We start from the raw sequence: 17577 nt of genomic DNA on the forward strand, positions 1-17577 counted from the left end.
AATTGATAAAATATTGTCATGAAAGGGATGACAAATGGCGCATGCTAGTATATGTGCGCGCTTGGAATTGGGGTTTGCCCCTTTAACCGCAAGCAAAGAATGGCGAACCCGCTCCTGCCGCAAGGCATGGTCTGAAGGCATTGACCGACAGACGACCGTTGAGCGCTCTGGCTGTTTCAGAAGAAATCAGAGGTTAATATGACCAATATCATTCAGCAGCTGGAAGCCGAACAGGCTGCCAAGATCGAAGCAAAGCGCACCCTGCCGGACTTTTCTCCGGGCGATACGCTGCGCGTCAACGTTCGCGTGACGGAAGGTAACCGTACCCGCGTTCAGGCTTACGAAGGCGTCTGCATCGCCCGTTCTGGCGGTGGCCTTTCCGAAAGCTTCACCGTTCGCAAGATCTCCTACGGCGAAGGCGTCGAGCGCGTATTCCCGATCTACTCCCCGCTGGTCGAAGGCGTTGAAATCGTTCGCCGCGGTAAGGTTCGCCGCGCGAAGCTCTACTACCTGCGCGATCGTCGCGGCAAGGCTGCCCGTATCGTTGAAAACACCGGTACGCGCGCCCGCAAGCTGAACGAATCCGAGCGCCAGGCAGCTGCCGAAGAAAAGGCACGTCTGGAAGCCGAAAAGGTAGCAGCAGCACAGGCTCTCGCCGCCGAAAAGGCAGCAGCTGAAGCCGCAGAAGCCAAGGCAGCGGAAGAAGCAGCAAAGGCTGCAGAAGCCACAGCGGAATAAGATTTCCATTTTAATGGATTTACGGGAAAGGCGGTCTTCGGGCCGCCTTTTTTGTTGTGCCGCCGTGACTTGCCCTTGCCTCGGCAAGCGTGCATTTTCAGAAAAATCGTTTCCGGAGGCTCCCATGATCGCCAGACGTCCGCTTCTCGCCGCCTTTGCCGCCTTGGCCATGGCGCCCACGCTCTCCAGTGCGGCCGATCTGCCGGATCTGAAGGGACGCACCATCGTCGTCGTCACGGAAAACGCTTATCCGCCGCTGCAATTCGTCGATCCGAAATCCGGTCAGGCCATCGGCTGGGAATATGACGCGATGAAGGAAATCGCCCAACGGCTGAATTTCAAGCTCGAATACCAGAACATCTCCTGGGATGCGATGATACAGGCGGTCTCCGCCGGGCAATACGACATCGGCATGACCGGCATCAGCATCAAGGACGACCGCAGGCAAAAAGTGGATTTCTCCGCCCCCTATATGCGATCGGAAATGTTCATGCTGGTGCGCGCCGACGAGGCGCGCTTCACCGATGCGAAGAGTTTCGCCGCTTTCGAAAAAGGCCTTGTCGGCGCGCAAGCCGGCACGACACCCTTCTACACCGCGGTTTATGATGTTCTGGATGGTAACGAACAGAACCCGCGCCTGCGGTTGATGGAAACCTTCGGCGCCAGCGTTCAGGCGCTGAAGACCGGCGATGTCGATCTGGTCCTGACTGACGGCGTCGCGGGCAAGGGTTATGTCGATGCTTCCAACGGCACCCTGAAGCTGGTTGGCGGGCCATTGGGCGGAGACGATTTCGGCTTCATCTTCAAAAAAGGCTCGGATCTCGTCGCCCCGGTCAATGCCGCCATTGCAGCCCTGAAGGCGGACGGCACCTTTACCGCGCTCGATAAGAAGTGGTTCCTCGACTACAAGCTCGGCGAATGACGCTCCACGACACTTCCCCGCAACGGAGCGGGCCAAACGGCAAGAGCGAGGATTTTCCCTGGTGGCTGGTCACGATCGTTTTGATCGGGATCGCCCTTGCCGTGGTCATCGCAGTGAATGGCATTTACGCCCAGGTTTTCAGCACCGTCGCAAAGGGCATCGGCATCACGGTCTCCGTCACGCTTGCCGCCTTCACGCTGGCCGTGCTGTTCGGCCTCGCTCTCGCGTTAATCGGCATGGCCGACAATATCGTGCTGCGGCAGGTGGCGCGATTTTACATCGAGGTCATTCGCGGCATCCCGATCATCGTCCTGTTGTTCTATATCGCTTTCGTCGGCACACCGGGGCTGGTGGCACTCTACAATTGGCTGACCTTGCCGCTCGTCACCAATGGCTGGCTGGAGCCGTTGATGGTGCGGGACGTGTCGCTGACTTGGCGGGCAATCATCGCCCTGACGATCGGTTATGCGGCCTTCATTGCGGAGATTTTCCGCGCCGGCATACAAGCTGTCCCGGAGGGGCAGATCGAGGCGGCAAAGGCACTTGGTTTCAGCCGTTACCGGCGTTTCAGGCTGATTATCCTGCCGCAGGCGATCCGGACGATCTTTCCGCCGCTTTCGAACGATTTCGTTTCGATGGTGAAGGACAGCTCGCTCGTCTCGGTACTTGGCGTCACCGATATTACTCAAATGGGAAAAGTCTATGCGGCAGGCTCTTTCCGCTTTTTCGAGACCTATTCGATCGTCGCCTACATCTACCTGATCCTGACCATCGGCCTGTCGCTGATGCTGCGCCGGATCGAGAAGGCAATGCGCTCAAAACGCGGGTAAGAAAAGACGACAGCCGGTAGAGCCGGCTGTCGTATTGATCAAAGGAAATCAGGCCGCCCTGGCCTGATCACCCATTTTACGCGCGGCGATGATGACCAGCACACCCGCAAGCGCCAGGCAGAAGGCAAGGAAGAACATCGGCGCAATCGTGCTGCCGGTCTGATCCTTGATCCACGGCACCACATTCTGAGCCACGAACCCACCGAGATTGCCCACCGAGTTGATGGCGGCAATGCCTGCGGCGGCACCAGCTCCCTTGAGGAAGCGGCCGGGCAGGCTCCAGAACACCGGCTGGCCGGCGAAGATGCCCGCAGCGGCGATGCAGAGGAAGCTGAACTGCAGGACCGGATCGCTGAGCAGCGCCGACATCAGCAGGCAGAACGCGCCGACAAAAGCCGGGCCGACGATGTAGGGCGTCTTGTTCTTCGCCTTGTCGGCAGCGTTAGGCACAACGAACAGGGCAATAGCCACGATCACCCACGGGATGATGTTGATGAAACCATTGGCGGTGTTGGAAACGCCGAAGCTCTTCACGATCGTCGGCAGCCAGTAGCTGAGACCATAGGCGGCCAGCGGAAAACCAACATAGCAAAGCGCCATGAACAGCACGCGCGGATTGATGAGCGCCTTGAAGCCATCCTCCGCATGTTCTTCCATGCCCTTGTTTTCTTCAGCCAGCCGGTTCTTCAGCCAGTCTTTTTCATCCTGCGTCAGGAACTTCGCCTTTTCCGGCGTATCATCCAGATAAAAGAAGGTGGCGATACCGGCGATGACGGCGGGAATACCGGTCGCCAGGAACACCCATTCCCAACCGGCATAACCGAGGAAACCATCCAGATCGAGCAGCATGCCGCCAAGCGGCGCGCCGATCGCATTGGCAAGCGCGCTGAAAATCATGAACAGGCCGATCATTCGACCGCGATAATCACGCGGGAACCACAGCGTCATCAGGAACAGCACGCCGGGGAAGAAACCAGCTTCGCAGAGCCCCAGCAGGAAGCGCAGGATGTAGAACATCGTTGCGTTCTGCGTATAGGCAAGCGCGATGGTGACCGCACCCCAGGAAACCAGAATGCGGGCGAACCATTTGCTGGCACCGAAACGGTTGAGGAACAGATTGCTCGGCACTTCGAAGATGAAATAACCGATGAAGAACAGCGAGGCACCAAGGCCATAGGCATATTCGCTGAGGCTCAGCGCATCGACCATCTGCAGCTTGGCATAGCTGACATTCTGGCGGTCGATATAGGCGATGAGGTAGAGAAGGCCAAGAAACGGCATCAGCCGCCAGGTGATCTTCGAGATGAGGGCTTTTTCGGATACCATATGCTTTCCTCCCTTCGATTTCTCGTCGAATGCAAATGATAAGGGAACCCATCTATATGTGCAGCGCAAAATACGCAAGTTGCACCGCATCATAACCACTGGAACACGTTATAAGACCGGCATTTACTGTTGATGCAGCGCATATGAAGGATACCGAACGGCCCCCTGACGGCCAGTGAGCATTCATATTGCCGTAAAACTGCCGATCTGCTATTAAAGTTGCCATGGGATCTAAATTCGGATGTCTCGCTCAGAATGTTTATGTGCTGCAGGACCACAAGCGTCTGCCGGCACGGTTCTTTGCGCGCGTTTCCGGGGCGCTCACCAGCCGACTTAGGCTCGCCTGACAGCACCTGCTGTCCATCGCCTTACTGAACCCTGATTATCCTTTTCCATGACAAGGCATAGAGCCATGAGCGCACCCCGCACTTTGTATGATAAAATCTGGGACGACCACGTCGTCAACCGTGACCCGGACGGAACCTGTCTTCTCTATATCGACCGTCACCTGGTCCATGAGGTGACAAGCCCGCAGGCCTTCGAAGGTCTGCGCATCGCTGGCCGCCCGGTGCATTCGCCGGCGCGCACGCTTGCGGTGGTCGACCATAACGTTCCTACCACCGCCGACCGGCTGGAGGGCATCAAGAACGAGGAAAGCCGCATTCAGGTGGAAGCGCTTGCGCAGAACGCCAAGGATTTCGGTGTCGAATATTATTCCGAGCGCGACAAGCGACAGGGCATCGTCCATATCGTCGGCCCCGAACAGGGTTTCACCCTGCCGGGCATGACGATCGTCTGCGGCGACAGCCACACCTCCACTCACGGCGCTTTTGGCGCGCTGGCGCATGGTATCGGCACATCGGAAGTGGAGCATGTTCTGGCCACCCAGACACTGATCCAGAAAAAGGCCAAGAACATGCTGGTGCGTGTTGATGGCAAGGTTCCGGAGGGCGTGACCGCCAAGGATATCATCCTCGCGATCATCGGTGAGATCGGCACGGCCGGCGGCACCGGTCACGTGATCGAATTTGCCGGCGAGGCGATCCGGTCGCTTTCCATGGAAGGCCGCATGACGGTCTGCAACATGACCATCGAGGGCGGTGCCCGCGCCGGTCTGGTCGCACCTGACGAGACCACTTTCGAATACATCAAGGACAAGCCGCGCGCGCCGAAGGGCGAAACGCTGGAACAGGCCATCGCCTATTGGAAGACGCTGAAATCCGACGAAGGCGCCCATTATGACAAGGTCGTGGTGCTGGACGCAGCCAATCTGCCGCCCATCGTCTCCTGGGGCTCATCACCGGAAGACGTAACCTCGGTCGAAGGCGTCGTTCCCAATCCTGATGATATCGAGGAAGAGAACAAGCGCACCTCCAAGTGGCGCGCGCTGGAATATATGGGCCTGCAACCCGGCACCCGCATCACCGATATCGCCGTTGACCGCGTCTTCATCGGCTCCTGCACCAATGGCCGCATTGAGGATTTGCGTGCAGCGGCAAAAATCGTCGATGGCCGCAAGGTAGCCCCCACCGTTTCGGCCATGATCGTGCCCGGCTCGGGTCTGGTCAAGGAACAGGCGGAACAGGAAGGCCTGGACAAGATTTTCCTCGACGCCGGTTTCGAATGGCGCGAACCGGGCTGCTCCATGTGCCTTGCCATGAATGACGACCGCCTGAAGCCCGGCGAACGCTGCGCCTCCACCTCGAACCGCAATTTCGAGGGCCGTCAGGGTTACAAGAGCCGCACCCATCTCGTTTCCCCGGCCATGGCGGCGGCAGCGGCAATTGCCGGCCACTTCGTCGACGTGCGCGAATGGCAATAAGAGCCTGAAGCCAGCCATCAGAAAAGCCATCCGCCCCAACCCGGGGCGGGTGGCTTTTTATTGCGCGCCCTGCAAACGCCGTTGTGGCTGCGTTCCGTGCACGAACACGGCAAACGTATCCCAGGGCGGCGTAATTGAGAGTTGGGTCAGGATGCGCGCAACCTCGCCTCGGTGAATGCCGGCATGCAGGACCACGTGTGAGATCATTTCGGCACGGGACATGTAACCTTTGTCACCATCAGTGAAGGTGAAGGCGACAAATTCGCCAAGCGATGCGGGCGATGTTTTCTCGACATAGTCGAGATACCAGCCATCCAGAGCTGCGACATCCCTTGCAAGATCATTCAATTCCGGCGTTGCCTCGGTATTGTCAGAGACAAAGCCATGCGCCGTTCCGGTGAGGTGACCCGCAAAAATTCTCGCGACAACATAATAGTGATTGATCAACCGAATTGCCGTGTGCTGCTGGGAGGCATTTTGCTCGGGATCGAGTTGCTGCAGCTTCTCGAACAAATCCCTGTTCGCCCATGCGTGATAGCCGAGCAAACTCCTGAGCAGGTCCATCATGACAATATCCTTTACATCCTGAAAATGTGAGCACTATGTTTATATTTTCGCCATGGAGGGTGCCTTGTCTACTCGCATTGCAAAACGAAAGACCGCGATGCGCAAAGAGCCGCGCCAGGAGCGCTCGAAAGCCACCGTCGATGCCGTCGTCCACGCGGCTGCTCGCATTTTAAGCGATCATGGCTGGGCGGGTTTCACTACAAACAGGGTGGCGGAAACCGCCGGTGTCAGCATCGGCTCGCTATATCAATATTTCCCGGACAAGGTTTCGATTGTCGAAGCGGTGCGCCATCGCCACCTTGAAGATTGCCTCGCGGTTATGAAGAGCGTCACTAAGCAAAGGCAATCGCTCCTCCAATTCGTAGAAGAACTGGTGGCCGGCATGGTCGCTGTGCACAGCCTCCATCCCGGACTTCATAAAGTCCTGCTGGATGACGCACCCAGCCACGCGGAAATGAATGATCCCAACAGCGCTTTTGAAAAGGAATATCTCGGTCTTTATTCGGCAGCGATAACGGCCTACCTACCAGCCGGTTCAGCGATGGACTGCCGGACCGCCGCTCTGATCGTGTCCGACGCCATTGACGGCATCATTCACAACGCCGCAAGGCGCGGGGAATTGCAGTCACCCAGGATCAGGCGGGAAATGACCTCACTCGTTCACGCCTACCTATGTGAGGTAACGGCGAGCTGAGACCTTATTCCGAAATGATCTTCACGCGCTGGCCGGGCTGCAGCGTGGCGGTGGCGCTCATCGCATTGATCATGCGGAACATGTCAAGCTTGCGCTCGGTTCCCATCATCCGTGCAGCGATCGTTGCCACGGTTTCGCCGGGCTTCACGGTCACCACGCGCACGCGCAACGGCTTCAGCGATGCGATTTCCTGCGGGGTCATCTTGCGGAAGCTCGTGCGCAGCACATTGGCGATGGAATCAAGCTGCGCATTGCCCTTCGGCACCGCCGTCAGGAACCGGAATATCTGCTGGCCGACACGAATGACGGTCACGTCGAAATCCCATTTATCCGCACTTGCCCGGGCTGTCGCGGCCTCCAGACCATTGATCTGCGTTTCCTTGACGGTTTCCGGCAAGAGACCGGCAACCCAGCCGCTGGTCAGGTAATTGGCAAGGGTGGTCTGTTTCGGATCAGCCACGCCGTCGAAACGGATCGCCATGTCGCCGGGTCCTGTGGCCAGAACGGCTTCCACCTTGTTGTCGATAACGAAACCTTCCGGCACGTCAAAACGGATGCCAAGCGTTCCGTGCAGGAACGTCTGACCCCGGACATAACCTTCCTGCGGGCTGTCGCCGTAAAGCAGACCGTCTATGCCATCCAGGAACCAGTCACGTCCACGATCCCCGACCTGACCTTCCTGGCCGAAGGCACGGGCATGGCGGCGCGCAAGCTCAATGCGCTGCGGCGTGTTGGGGTGGCTGGAAAGGAAGTCGAGGCTCTGGTCGTTTTCGGGATCAGCCGAGGAAAACCGTGCATAGGCCGCCATCGAATCCAGAAAACGCGGCGATGCGAATGGGTCGTAACCGGCCTCGCCCAACATGCGCACACCGATGACATCCGCCTGCAATTCCTGCTGGCGCGAGAAGGCAGCGAGCCGAAGCTTGCCGCGTGCCAGCGCCTGCTTTCCGGCCAGATCGCTCGACAGAACCTCGGCGACCACACGGCTGGCGATCACCTCCGCCTCTTCCCGGCGCTGACGCTCGATGCCGTGATTGGCGGTGACATGGCCCATCTCGTGCGAAAGCACGGCGGCCACTTCCGAGGCATCATTGGCGAGCGCCAGAAGCCCGCGCGTCACGTAAAGATATCCGCCCGGCAACGCAAAGGCGTTGATGGCAGGCGAGTTCAAGATGGTGATGCGATAGGACTGCTGCGGATTCTCCGAAACAGCCGTCAGCGCGCCGGCGATGCGGGCAACAAGCCGTTCGGTCTTGGCGTCACGATATTCGCCGCCATAACTCGCCACGATGCGCGGATGTTCGCGTGCACCCATCTGCGCACGGGGATCGTTCTTCTGCACCTCTTCCACGGTCTGCGGATTGTCCGACGGGCGCAATGTGGACTGGTAGGCAGGGCTGAACAGGGACTGGCACGACGACAGGAATACGGCAGACGCCGTCAGCACGGACCAGGCAGCAGCCATCCTGCCCGAACGGCGAAGGCCTGAACGGGAGAACAACCTCCACTGTGCAGTCATGCTATTTCTCATTCTCTATGCCTGCCCCTAACGTTCCTGATCATCCGTTAATTGCAGACCAGAATAACAGATTCGCCCCAACGAGCCATGAATGCCGATACGGTAAAAACGATCCATCAAGTCCGGAATATTCCTGAAGAACGCAATAATTCCCGTCTTTTCTCGGGCAACAACTTGAAACTGGCAAGTGCAAATTAGCGCCATTGAAGTCATCTAAAGCGATTGCCAGCGGCACGCGTCGAAAATAAGGCGATCAGCCGTTCAGAAAACTGTCCACCGCCTTCACATTTTGTGTGGCAAAGAAATCTGCGGTCGGGCCGGTGTAGACAACGCGGCCGCGATCAAGAAAAACCACCCGCTGCGCCAGCTTTTTTATGTCGTCCGGATGGTGTGAGACAATAATCACCGTATTTTTTGTTTCGGCATGCAAGTCGAGAAGCAAGGAGGTCATGCCTGCGCGTAATCCCGGATCGAGCGCGGCGAAAGGCTCATCCAGCAGCATGACCGGTTTTTTCCTCACCAGCGCACGTGCCAGAGCCGCCCTTTGTCTTTCGCCGCCGGAAAGCGTGCCGGGCAGGCGCCTGTCGAAACCCGCAAGACCAACGCGCGCCAGCGCCATCTCGATGTTATTCCGGTCTTGTGCCTGCAATTTCAGCCCCGGACTGACGCCGAGCGCGACATTGGTGAAAATATCGAGATGGGCGAAAAGATTATTGTCCTGAAAGATCGATGAAACAGGCCTTTCGGAAGGATCAAGCGCCATCATGTCCTGCCCGCCGATCACCACGCGGCCGGAATCAGGCGTCTCGAAACCGGCGACCAGATTGAGAAGCGTCGACTTGCCCGAACCGGATGCGCCGACAACGGCGGTTACCTGGCCTTGTGGAAAGGTGCAATCCAGATCGAAATCCTGCGTTCCAAGCAGCAGCCTGACCTTGTCCAGTCGAACTGCGAAATCATCACCGGTCATATGTTTGCCCTTGCTGATTGCGCCCCTGGTGATTGTGACTGTCGTGAAACGCCGCCTGCGGCAAGCAACAGGCAGACGACACCGAGGATAAACGCGTATCCGGCAGCGTCATTGGTGCGGTAGCTGCCCATATTGCTATAAACGAGCCATGGCAAGGTGACGAAACTTTCCGACCCGAACAGGGCAACCGCCCCGAGATCGCCGAGGGACAGGGCCATGGCAAAGGAAAACGCCATCGCCAGGGGCCGCCACAGGACCGGCAGATCGGCAAATCGCAGCCGCGTCAGCCCCTGTAGCCCAAGACTGGCGGAAAGCCGGCCGGTGCGCAGAAAATGGCTGTTAAAGGCCGGCTCCAGCACCCGCATGGCAAGCGGCAGCGCCATCAGCATATTGATGATCGCCACGAGAACCGGCGCATAAAAGCTGACATCACCGAGGGGCCGCAACAACAGAAACCAGCCGCTTCCGAGCACAACGGGCGGCACCAGCAGCACAAGCGAAGACCCCACGCCGAGTGTAGCAGACAGAAAGCGCAACGGCCGAACCGCCCGTCGCTGTGAACCAACGGCCTGACGCGCATTGATGATCGCAAAACAGCAGAGCACGACGAGAGTTGCGGAGAGCACGGCAATGGCAAGGCTGGTGGCGGCCGCGCGCAAAAAGATCGGTGCCGACAGAAGGCGCGGCAGGTCGGCACCCAAGCCTGAGACGGCTACGGCCACAAGCGGCAGTCCGATCAGCAGAACCGCAAGAATGATTGCCGCTCCATCCCAAAGACGTGCACCAACCCCTTTGCCATCGAAGCGGCGAAGGGGCCGCCCAAGCGAGGCGATTTCCGCTTCCGGCGATGGCAGAAAGGCAAGAAAGCCAAGCAGGATTGCGGTAAGGACAATCTGTAAAACTGAAAGCGCGATCGCCCGCTGCGGATCGAAATCGAACCGCAGCGCCTGATAGATCGCCACCTCCAGTGTCGTGGCTGCCGGGCCACCACCAAGCAGCAGCACCAGCGTGAAGCTGGTGGCGCACAGCATGAAGACAAGTCCGGCAATACCGGGAACAAGCCGCGAAATCGCCGGCCATTCGATGAAGCGGAAAGTTGAAACCGGCCCCATGCCCAGGCTTGCCGCCATGCGCCAATATTCACCCGGAATGCGCTCCAGTCCGGCAAGCATCAGCCGCACGCAGAGCGGCAGATTGAAGAACACGTGGGCTATAAGAATCCCGGAAAGGCCGTAAATACTGAAGGGTTGCTCCGCGCCGGCAAAAACGAGAGCCGTATTCAAGACACCCTGCCTGCCCCAGATGGCGATAATGCCGAATGCGCCGACAATGACCGGCAGTCCCATCGGCACCGCCATCAGCCTGATAATCCATATCCTTCCCCAAAAATCCCGCCGTCGGGCAAGCGCCAGCGCCACCGGCAGGCCGAGAACGATGGACAGGAAGGTGGAAAGCATTGCCTGATAAAGCGTGAAGCGCAGGATACGCAGCGTATAGGCATCCATGATGCCCGCAGCCGATGCGCCGGCATCAAAAGACAGGAGGGCCGCAACGGCGAGCGCCATGAACAGGAAAACGGCGGCAAAGGCCGCCGTTCCGAAAAAAATGGATCGCTGGTAGTCGCGACGCAGCATCATGGGTGGACGTGCCTTTTCCTCAATTCATGCTCATGGCCGCAAGCCATTCGTCGATCCAGGCCTTGCGGTTCTTCGCCACCTGTTCCGGATCCATCAGAAAGGTCTTGGCAGGCACGACGAGTTTGGAAAACGCCTCGGGCAAAGGCTTCGATGTCGCCGCAACCGGCATCATCCAGTTGTTTTCGGGAATGGCATCCTGAAAACCTGATGTGAGCGTGAAAGCAAGAAACTGCTTTGCCAATTGCTTGTGCGGTGCGTTTTTGAGAAGGCCGGCCACTTCGATCTGGATATAATGCCCCTCCGAGAAGGAGGCAGCCTGATAGCGATCCGTCTTTTCGGCGACCATGTGATAGGCAGGCGAAGTGGTGTAGGAAAGCACCATCGGCACCTCACCCTTGGTGAAGAGACCGTAGGATTCCGACCAGCCCGGCGTGACAGTCAGGATGCGTTTCCTGAGCTTCGCCCAGGCCTCGGGAGCCTTGTCGCCATATACCGATTTCACCCACAGAAGTAGCCCAAGCCCCGGCGTGGAGGTACGCGGATCCTGAATGGCGATCTTCTGCGAAGGACCGCCGTCCACCAGTTCTTTCAGGCTCATCGGCGGGTTTTTTACCGCCTGCGTGTCATAGATGACCGCGAAATGCCCATAATCATAGGGAACGAAGACGTCGTCCTCATAACCACCCGGCACCTTGGCCGCCGACGTATCGATGCCGCTGACATCGAAAAGACCGGTCTGTTTCGCTTCCGCGACGAGGTTGGTGTCGAGACCGACGACGACATCCGCCTTGGATCCTGTACCTTCCAGTTTCAGGCGGTTGAGCAGCGCCACACCATCCGCCACGCCGATAAAATTGACCGTGCAACCACAAACCTTCTCGAAGGCTTCCTTGACCTTGGGACCGGGTCCCCATTCGGAAACGAAGCTCTCATAGGTGTAGACGGTGAGTTCCTGCTTGTCCTGTGCAACGGCAAGGCCGGGCAGAAGCAGGGAGGCGGCAACGATGGAATTCAGGAAAGAACGACGACGCACGGGTATCTCCTCAAAACAAAAAGGGAAATAGCCGCCTGCCTTGAAGCCGTCTAATCCCTCCGCCGGTATGAACCGGATCAGGTTCTTCGGGTTGGCAAGCCTCTCAGCCTTTTGCACGCAAGCACAAAAGACACCCCGTTAGATCAAGATGATGGTGTAGTCCCGCCGTCTGCGATTGGCAAGATGGCTGTCGTCAGCCCTGCGCCGTCATATGCACCAGTTCCCAGACGTGACCATCAGGATCCTGAAAACTGCCGGCATACATGAAGCCGTGATCCTGAACGGATTTCCAGCCGCTGCCACCGGAGGCAAGTGCGGTTGCAATCATCCGGTCGATTTCCTCGCGGCTTCCGGCGGAAAGGCAGGTCAGCACTTCGGTGCTACTCTTCGCATCGGCAATATCGCCATTGATGAAATCGCGAAAACGCTCTTCCTGGAGCAGCATCACGAAGATGTTCTCCTCCACGATCATGCAGAGCGTTCGATCGTCAGAATATTCTGGATTGAAGCTGAAACCCAGCGCCGTGAAAAAGTTTCTGGATGTCTCGATATTCTTGACGGGCAGATTGACGAAGATCATGCGCATTTTCTGAACTCCTCCGAACCCGCACAGGAAACGGTAATTCCGCCTCCCTGTCAAAGGCGGATACAGCTCAATCAGCAAAAGACGATCGCCTTAGCCTTCCAGTTCCTCGCGCAGCATCTCCAGCTCCAGCCATTCTTCTTCCATGGTCTCGAGCTTTTCACGCAGCTTGGTCATTTCCTGCGCCAGCGTATTGAATGTGGCGGGATCCTTGGTGAAAAGCGCGGGATCGGCCATGCGCTGCTCGCGTTTTGCGATTTCGCCCTGCGCTTTTTCCATCTCCTTCGGCAGATTTTCGAGTGCGAATTTCTGCTTGAAAGAAAGCTTCCCCTTGGCCTTTGCAGTATCCTGCGAAGCGGAAGTCGAAGGTGCGGCCTTCGCCTTTTCCTGCTTCTCCGCCTTGCGTTTTTCCTCCGCCGCGCCCTTGCGCTGCGCCATCATATCCGAATAACCGCCGGCATATTCGATCCAGCGTCCGTCCGGCTGATCCGGATTAGCGGGTGCAATGGTGGAGGTGACTGTACGGTCAAGAAAATCACGGTCGTGGCTGACGAGGATGACGGTGCCGGAAAAACCCGCAACGATTTCCTGCAACAGATCGAGCGTTTCGATATCGAGATCGTTGGTCGGCTCGTCGAGGATCAAAAGGTTGGTCGGCCGCGCCAGAATGCGCGCCAGAATAAGACGGGCACGCTCGCCGCCGGAGAGGTTGCGGATCGGCGTGCGGGCCTGTTCCGGCTGGAACAGGAAATCCTTCATGTAGCCCGTAACGTGCTTCACTTCGCCGTTGACCAGCAGATTGTCGCCGCGCCCATCAGTCAGGTAATGCGCAAGCGTATCGTTGGGATTGAGATCCTCACGCTTCTGGTCAAGCGTTGCGATTTCCAGATTGGTGCCGAGCTTCACCGTTCCGCTATCGGGCTCAAGCTGGCCGGTCAGCATTTTCAAAAGTGTGGTTTTGCCGGCACCATTCGGCCCGACGAAACCGATACAATCGCCACGATGCACCCTGAGCGAAAACGGCGCGACAATCACGCGCTCATCGTAAGCCTTGGTGATGGCCTCGGCCTCAATGACCAGCTTGCCGGATTCCCGCACGTCCGAAGCCGTGGCCTGCACGGAGCCTTGCGGCCCTTTGTGGCCGCGATATTCGGCGCGCATGGCCTGAAGCTCGCCGACGCGACGCATGTTGCGCTTGCGCCGCGCAGTCACGCCGTACCGCATCCAGTGTTCTTCGCGTTCGATGGCCTTGCCGAGCTTGTGCTGTTCCAGTTCTTCCTCTTCCAGCACCTTGTCACGCCATTCCTCGAAATGGGCAAAGCCGCGATTGAGACGGCGCGACTGGCCGCGATCGAGCCACACGGTCGAGGTCGAGACTTTTTCGAGAAAACGCCGGTCGTGCGAAATCAGCACCAGCGCGCTGCGCGTCTGCTGCAATTCGCTTTCAAGCCATTCAATGGTGGGCAGGTCCAGATGGTTGGTCGGCTCGTCCAGCATCAGAATATCAGGCTCCGGCGCCATGACGCGGGCAAGCGCCACACGCCGCGCTTCGCCGCCGGAAAGGCTTGCCGGATTTTCCTGTCCCGTCAGGCCGAGATGTTCGAGCAGGTACGTCACCCGATAAGGGTCGTCACCCGGCCCCAGCCCCGCTTCGGCATAGGCCTGAACGGTATCGTAACCGGCAAAATCCGGTGCCTGCTCCAGATAACGGATGGTAGCGGAAGGATGGCGGAAAACCTCGCCCGACTGTGCCTCGACCAGCCCGGCAGCGATCTTCATCAGGGTCGATTTACCCGAACCGTTGCGCCCGACAAGGCAGATGCGGTCGCCCGGCTCCACCTGAAAATTGGCGCCGTCGAGCAGCGGGGTCACGCCGAAAGTCAGCTTGATATCGTCGAGTTTCAAAATTGGGGGTGCCAAGGCGTCAGGCTCCGGTCAGATCATAGGGGCGGGCGAGGACGATGGCTTTGCCGCTTTTCAGCGAGAAATGCACAGGGCCACCATTCGCGACATTGGAAATAGTGCGGGAAGAGCCGAAAGCAAGCGCGAAATCGTCAAGCGGATAACGCACATTGCCGATATCAAGCCCTTGAAGGGCGGTAAATCCGGCCACGGAAAACAGCGAACCGGCCGGCAGATCGACATCAAGCAAACCGGGAAGAAGTGGCTGCGCCTCCTCGTCGCCTGACGTCAGTGTCACGTCGAGACCCCGTTCGGCAAGCGCCACCGCATAAAGAAGATGTTGTAGCGCGTGGTCGCTTCTCTCGCCTCCAAGCGCCCCCACCAGCAGCAGCGAACGGGCCCCACGGGAGAGTGCTTCCGAGACCGCGATCTCGCCATCAGTCACGGCCTTTGCGGCCGGATAAGGCTGGCGCTCCACATCGGGCCAGGCGCCCAGCAACTCTTCACTGGCGGAATCGAAATCCCCCACCCAAAGCTCCGGTCTGAGGCCGAGCGGTCCGGCATGGCGCATGCCGCCATCGGCCGCAATCACGCGGCTATCGGCAACCGCCAGCTTCAGGCGGTCGGTAACCGTGACATCGCCGCCAAGCAGAATGGTGAAGCGCTCTTTATCCATGCCCTGCCTTATCGCACCTCAGCCAAAAAGGGAAAGCCGAAACCCGATGAAATCAGCCTATATTGATTTTCGCCGGCTTCGGGATTATGAAACGCTTCAGTGGTGATTTGCCGACCGGCTTGCAGCCACTTTAAAGAAGTCGCTAAAGGGTCGAGGAAAAGGGCAATTTCCTGGGACCGGCTGCGATTTCGCTGCCGGTTTTTTTGTTTTCGCAACGTTCTTTACGTCACCCGAAAAGAGAGTTCGACATGCCGATCAAGATTCCCGATACGCTTCCCGCCTTTGAGACCCTCGTTCATGAGGGCGTGCGGGTCATGACCGAAACGGCGGCCATCCGGCAGGATATCCGCCCGCTCCAGATCGGGCTTCTCAACCTCATGCCGAACAAGATCAAGACGGAAGTGCAGATGGCCCGCCTCGTCGGCGCCTCGCCGTTGCAGGTGGAGTTTTCGCTGATCCGTATCGGCGGCCATCGCGCCAAGAACACGCCGGAAGAACATCTTCTGTCCTTCTATGAAACGTGGGAGGAAGTGCGCCACCGCAAGTTTGACGGTTTCATCATCACCGGCGCGCCCATCGAGATGCTGGACTACGAGGATGTGACCTACTGGGCCGAGATGCAGAAGATTTTCGACTGGACGCAAACCAATGTCCATTCGACGCTGAATGTCTGCTGGGGCGCGATGGCGGCCATCTACCATTTCCACGGCGTGCCGAAATACGAGCTGAAGGAAAAGGCGTTCGGTGTTTATCGCCACCGCAATCTCTGCCCGTCATCGATCTATCTGAGCGGCTTTTCTGACGATTTCCAGGTTCCGGTCTCACGCTGGACGGAGGTACGCCGCGCCGACATCGAAAAACATCCCGAACTTGAAATCCTGATGGAGTCAGAGGAAATGGGCGTGTGTCTGGTGCATGAGAAGGCCGGCAACAGGCTCTATATGTTCAATCATGTCGAATATGATTCAACCTCGCTTTCGGATGAATATTTCCGCGACGCAAATGCCGGTGTGCCCATCAAGCTGCCGCATGATTATTTTCCGCACAATGACCCGGAGCTTGCCCCGCTGAACCGTTGGCGCAGCCACGCCCATCTGTTTTTCGGCAACTGGATCAACGAGATATATCAGACGACGCCCTACGATCTCGAATCCATCGGCAAACTCGCCGCGTAAAGCGCGTCGCGCTTTCATTTTTTTATTTTGCGCATGTCTTTATCCCAAAACCGCGGCACACTTTTGGGAGACATGCTTTGAATTGCGGGATTGCGAATTGCCGGGAAATGACGCAACGTCCGCCCGGCAATTCGTGGTAATCGGGAGAATGATGCAATGAGCGACGGGGCAGCACGCGAGAATTTCGGTTTCACGGCGACCGGTGAAAAGGTCGAACGCGTCACCATCTCGAAGGGCGGACTGACGGCCAAGGTCATCACCTGGGGCGCGGTCATTCAGGATCTGCGCCTCCATGGTCACCAGCCGCCGCTCGTTCTCGGCTTCGATAAATTCGAGGACTACAAATATTCCTCCTATTTCGGCGCCACCCCGGGCCGTAATGCCAACCGCATCGGCGACGGCAAATTCTCCATCGACGGGCATGAATACCAGCTGGAGCTGAACGAAAAGGGCGTAACCCATCTGCATGGCGGCAGCGACGGCATGGGCAAACGCAACTGGATGCTGATGGAGCATGGCGAAAGCCATGCCGTTCTGCAGATCATCGATGCCGACGGTCGCGCCGGTTATCCCGGCAACTGCACGGTCACCGCCACCTACACGATCCTCGACGGCGGCGCGCTTTCGGTGGTCTACGAAACGGTGACCGACAAGCCGACCATCGCCAATGTCTGCCAGCACTCCTATTTCAACCTCGACGGTGCGGATACCGCACTTGGGCATGAGATCAGCATCGCCGCTGATTTTTACCTGCCGACCAACGACAAACAGATACCAACCGGCGAAATCCGCTCGGTTGACGGCACCGTCTTCGACCTGCGCCAGCCGACACCGATGCGGCGCAAGGAGGATGGTGAGCAGGTCCTCTACGATCACAATTTCTGCCTCTCGCCCGAGCGCCGCGCAAAGCGCAAAGTTGCCCGCGCCTATTCGCCGGCCTCGGATATCGCCCTTGAGGTTCACACCACCGAACCCGGCGTGCAGTTCTATTCGGCCTTCAAGCTGAACGTTCCGGTTCCCGGCCTCGATGGCCGCCACTATGGTCCCTTTGCCGGTTTTTGCCTCGAAACACAGATCTGGCCTGATGCCGTCAATCACCCTGATTTTCCGCACGCGATCCTGCGGCCGGGCGAAACCCTGCGTCAGGAAACAGATTATATTTTCACGAAGGGCTGAGCGGACG

Annotated in this window: 16 protein-coding genes and 2 riboswitches; of the genes, 7 read left to right on the plus strand and 9 right to left on the minus strand. The window is 58.2% G+C overall.

Annotation, left to right across the window (positions count from 1 at the left end; all coding sequences use genetic code 11):
* The first annotated feature begins 198 nt into the window (after positions 1-198).
* The 3 genes from rplS (at position 199) to QSV77_RS11965 (ending at position 2490) form a co-directional block, all read left to right on the plus strand.
* Positions 199-738, plus strand: coding sequence for a 50S ribosomal protein L19 (gene rplS, locus QSV77_RS11955; RefSeq protein ID WP_046799594.1), 540 nt, complete (start codon positions 199-201; stop codon positions 736-738).
* Positions 739-862: 124 nt separating this feature from the next.
* Positions 863-1660, plus strand: a complete 798-nt coding sequence (locus QSV77_RS11960) for a transporter substrate-binding domain-containing protein (RefSeq protein ID WP_302733629.1) — start codon at positions 863-865, stop codon at positions 1658-1660.
* Positions 1657-2490, plus strand: coding sequence for an amino acid ABC transporter permease (locus tag QSV77_RS11965; RefSeq protein WP_302733630.1), 834 nt, complete (start codon positions 1657-1659; stop codon positions 2488-2490). The genes QSV77_RS11960 and QSV77_RS11965 overlap by 4 nt, the downstream gene beginning before the upstream one ends.
* A 48-nt stretch (positions 2491-2538) precedes the next feature.
* Here the strand turns inward: QSV77_RS11965 and QSV77_RS11970 are convergent, their stop codons facing one another.
* Positions 2539-3816: an MFS transporter gene (locus tag QSV77_RS11970; protein WP_142842243.1), complete on the minus strand. Its 1278-nt coding sequence runs from the start codon at positions 3814-3816 to the stop codon at positions 2539-2541.
* Between the two features lie 412 nt (positions 3817-4228).
* Between QSV77_RS11970 and leuC the strand changes: the two genes are divergently transcribed.
* Entirely contained in the window at positions 4229-5638 is a 1410-nt protein-coding gene (gene leuC / locus QSV77_RS11975) for a 3-isopropylmalate dehydratase large subunit (RefSeq protein WP_142842242.1), read from the plus strand.
* 57 nt (positions 5639-5695) lie between these two features.
* Here leuC and QSV77_RS11980 read toward each other — a convergent pair whose 3' ends face one another.
* Positions 5696-6205 (minus strand): DinB family protein, encoded by a 510-nt coding sequence (locus QSV77_RS11980; protein ID WP_302733631.1) that lies wholly within the window; start codon positions 6203-6205, stop codon positions 5696-5698.
* A gap of 97 nt (positions 6206-6302) precedes the next feature.
* Between QSV77_RS11980 and QSV77_RS11985 the strand changes: the two genes are divergently transcribed.
* The gene (locus QSV77_RS11985; RefSeq protein WP_302733932.1) at positions 6303-6899 is read left to right on the plus strand and encodes a TetR/AcrR family transcriptional regulator; all 597 of its coding nucleotides are present in this window, start codon (positions 6303-6305) and stop codon (positions 6897-6899) included.
* A gap of 4 nt (positions 6900-6903) precedes the next feature.
* Here QSV77_RS11985 and QSV77_RS11990 read toward each other — a convergent pair whose 3' ends face one another.
* The 7 genes from QSV77_RS11990 to QSV77_RS12020 all read right to left on the minus strand — a co-directional run bounded on the left by QSV77_RS11990 (position 6904) and on the right by QSV77_RS12020 (position 15219).
* The gene (locus QSV77_RS11990) at positions 6904-8364 is read right to left on the minus strand and encodes a M48 family metalloprotease (protein ID WP_271362656.1); all 1461 of its coding nucleotides are present in this window, start codon (positions 8362-8364) and stop codon (positions 6904-6906) included.
* A gap of 307 nt (positions 8365-8671) precedes the next feature.
* A complete protein-coding gene (locus tag QSV77_RS11995) occupies positions 8672-9388 on the minus strand; it encodes a thiamine ABC transporter ATP-binding protein (RefSeq protein ID WP_302733632.1) in 717 nt (238 codons plus the stop codon).
* Positions 9385-11025, minus strand: coding sequence for a thiamine/thiamine pyrophosphate ABC transporter permease ThiP (gene thiP / locus QSV77_RS12000; protein WP_302733633.1), 1641 nt, complete (start codon positions 11023-11025; stop codon positions 9385-9387). Before thiP ends, QSV77_RS11995 begins: the two co-directional genes overlap by 4 nt.
* 19 nt (positions 11026-11044) lie before the next feature.
* Positions 11045-12058: a thiamine ABC transporter substrate binding subunit gene (thiB, locus tag QSV77_RS12005; RefSeq protein ID WP_302733634.1), complete on the minus strand. Its 1014-nt coding sequence runs from the start codon at positions 12056-12058 to the stop codon at positions 11045-11047.
* Positions 12059-12095: 37 nt separating this feature from the next.
* Positions 12096-12206, minus strand: a riboswitch (TPP riboswitch).
* A gap of 45 nt (positions 12207-12251) precedes the next feature.
* On the minus strand, positions 12252-12644 hold the full coding sequence (locus QSV77_RS12010; protein ID WP_302733635.1) for a VOC family protein: 393 nt from the start codon (positions 12642-12644) through the stop codon (positions 12252-12254).
* 90 nt (positions 12645-12734) lie between these two features.
* Positions 12735-14561, minus strand: coding sequence for an ABC-F family ATP-binding cassette domain-containing protein (locus QSV77_RS12015; protein WP_302733636.1), 1827 nt, complete (start codon positions 14559-14561; stop codon positions 12735-12737).
* Between the two features lie 4 nt (positions 14562-14565).
* Positions 14566-15219: a thiamine diphosphokinase gene (locus tag QSV77_RS12020; RefSeq protein WP_271362544.1), complete on the minus strand. Its 654-nt coding sequence runs from the start codon at positions 15217-15219 to the stop codon at positions 14566-14568.
* An 89-nt stretch (positions 15220-15308) separates the two neighbouring features.
* A riboswitch (SAM riboswitch) is annotated at positions 15309-15385 on the plus strand.
* 82 nt (positions 15386-15467) lie between these two features.
* On the opposite strand from QSV77_RS12020, the gene metA reads away from it, so the two are divergent.
* Both metA and QSV77_RS12030 read left to right on the plus strand, forming a co-directional pair.
* Positions 15468-16394: a homoserine O-succinyltransferase gene (metA, locus tag QSV77_RS12025; RefSeq protein WP_142842224.1), complete on the plus strand. Its 927-nt coding sequence runs from the start codon at positions 15468-15470 to the stop codon at positions 16392-16394.
* Between the two features lie 156 nt (positions 16395-16550).
* Positions 16551-17570 carry an aldose epimerase family protein gene (locus QSV77_RS12030; protein WP_302733637.1) on the plus strand — a complete coding sequence of 340 codons (1020 nt, stop codon included), beginning with the start codon at positions 16551-16553 and terminating at the stop codon, positions 17568-17570.
* The last annotated feature ends 7 nt before the right edge of the window (positions 17571-17577 follow it).

The sequence above is a fragment of the Agrobacterium sp. V1 genome (genome assembly GCF_030518355.1).
GTDB classification, from domain to species: Bacteria; Pseudomonadota; Alphaproteobacteria; order Rhizobiales; family Rhizobiaceae; genus Agrobacterium; species Agrobacterium cucumeris.

Excerpts from the sequence above, each read along its gene's own strand:
- QSV77_RS12030 (WP_302733637.1), top strand. The coding sequence starts at position 16,551 with ATGAGCGACGGGGCAGCACGCGAGAATTTCGGTTTCACGGCGACCGGT.
- rplS (WP_046799594.1), top strand. The coding sequence starts at position 199 with ATGACCAATATCATTCAGCAGCTGGAAGCCGAACAGGCTGCCAAGATC.
- leuC (WP_142842242.1), top strand. The coding sequence starts at position 4,229 with ATGAGCGCACCCCGCACTTTGTATGATAAAATCTGGGACGACCACGTC.
- thiP (WP_302733633.1), bottom strand. The coding sequence starts at position 11,025 with ATGATGCTGCGTCGCGACTACCAGCGATCCATTTTTTTCGGAACGGCG.
- QSV77_RS11965 (WP_302733630.1), top strand. The coding sequence starts at position 1,657 with ATGACGCTCCACGACACTTCCCCGCAACGGAGCGGGCCAAACGGCAAG.
- QSV77_RS12010 (WP_302733635.1), bottom strand. The coding sequence starts at position 12,644 with ATGCGCATGATCTTCGTCAATCTGCCCGTCAAGAATATCGAGACATCC.
- QSV77_RS11990 (WP_271362656.1), bottom strand. The coding sequence starts at position 8,364 with ATGGCTGCTGCCTGGTCCGTGCTGACGGCGTCTGCCGTATTCCTGTCG.
- QSV77_RS11985 (WP_302733932.1), top strand. The coding sequence starts at position 6,303 with ATGCGCAAAGAGCCGCGCCAGGAGCGCTCGAAAGCCACCGTCGATGCC.
- QSV77_RS11980 (WP_302733631.1), bottom strand. The coding sequence starts at position 6,205 with ATGATGGACCTGCTCAGGAGTTTGCTCGGCTATCACGCATGGGCGAAC.
- QSV77_RS11970 (WP_142842243.1), bottom strand. The coding sequence starts at position 3,816 with ATGGTATCCGAAAAAGCCCTCATCTCGAAGATCACCTGGCGGCTGATG.
- QSV77_RS11995 (WP_302733632.1), bottom strand. The coding sequence starts at position 9,388 with ATGACCGGTGATGATTTCGCAGTTCGACTGGACAAGGTCAGGCTGCTG.
- QSV77_RS11960 (WP_302733629.1), top strand. The coding sequence starts at position 863 with ATGATCGCCAGACGTCCGCTTCTCGCCGCCTTTGCCGCCTTGGCCATG.
- QSV77_RS12020 (WP_271362544.1), bottom strand. The coding sequence starts at position 15,219 with ATGGATAAAGAGCGCTTCACCATTCTGCTTGGCGGCGATGTCACGGTT.
- metA (WP_142842224.1), top strand. The coding sequence starts at position 15,468 with ATGCCGATCAAGATTCCCGATACGCTTCCCGCCTTTGAGACCCTCGTT.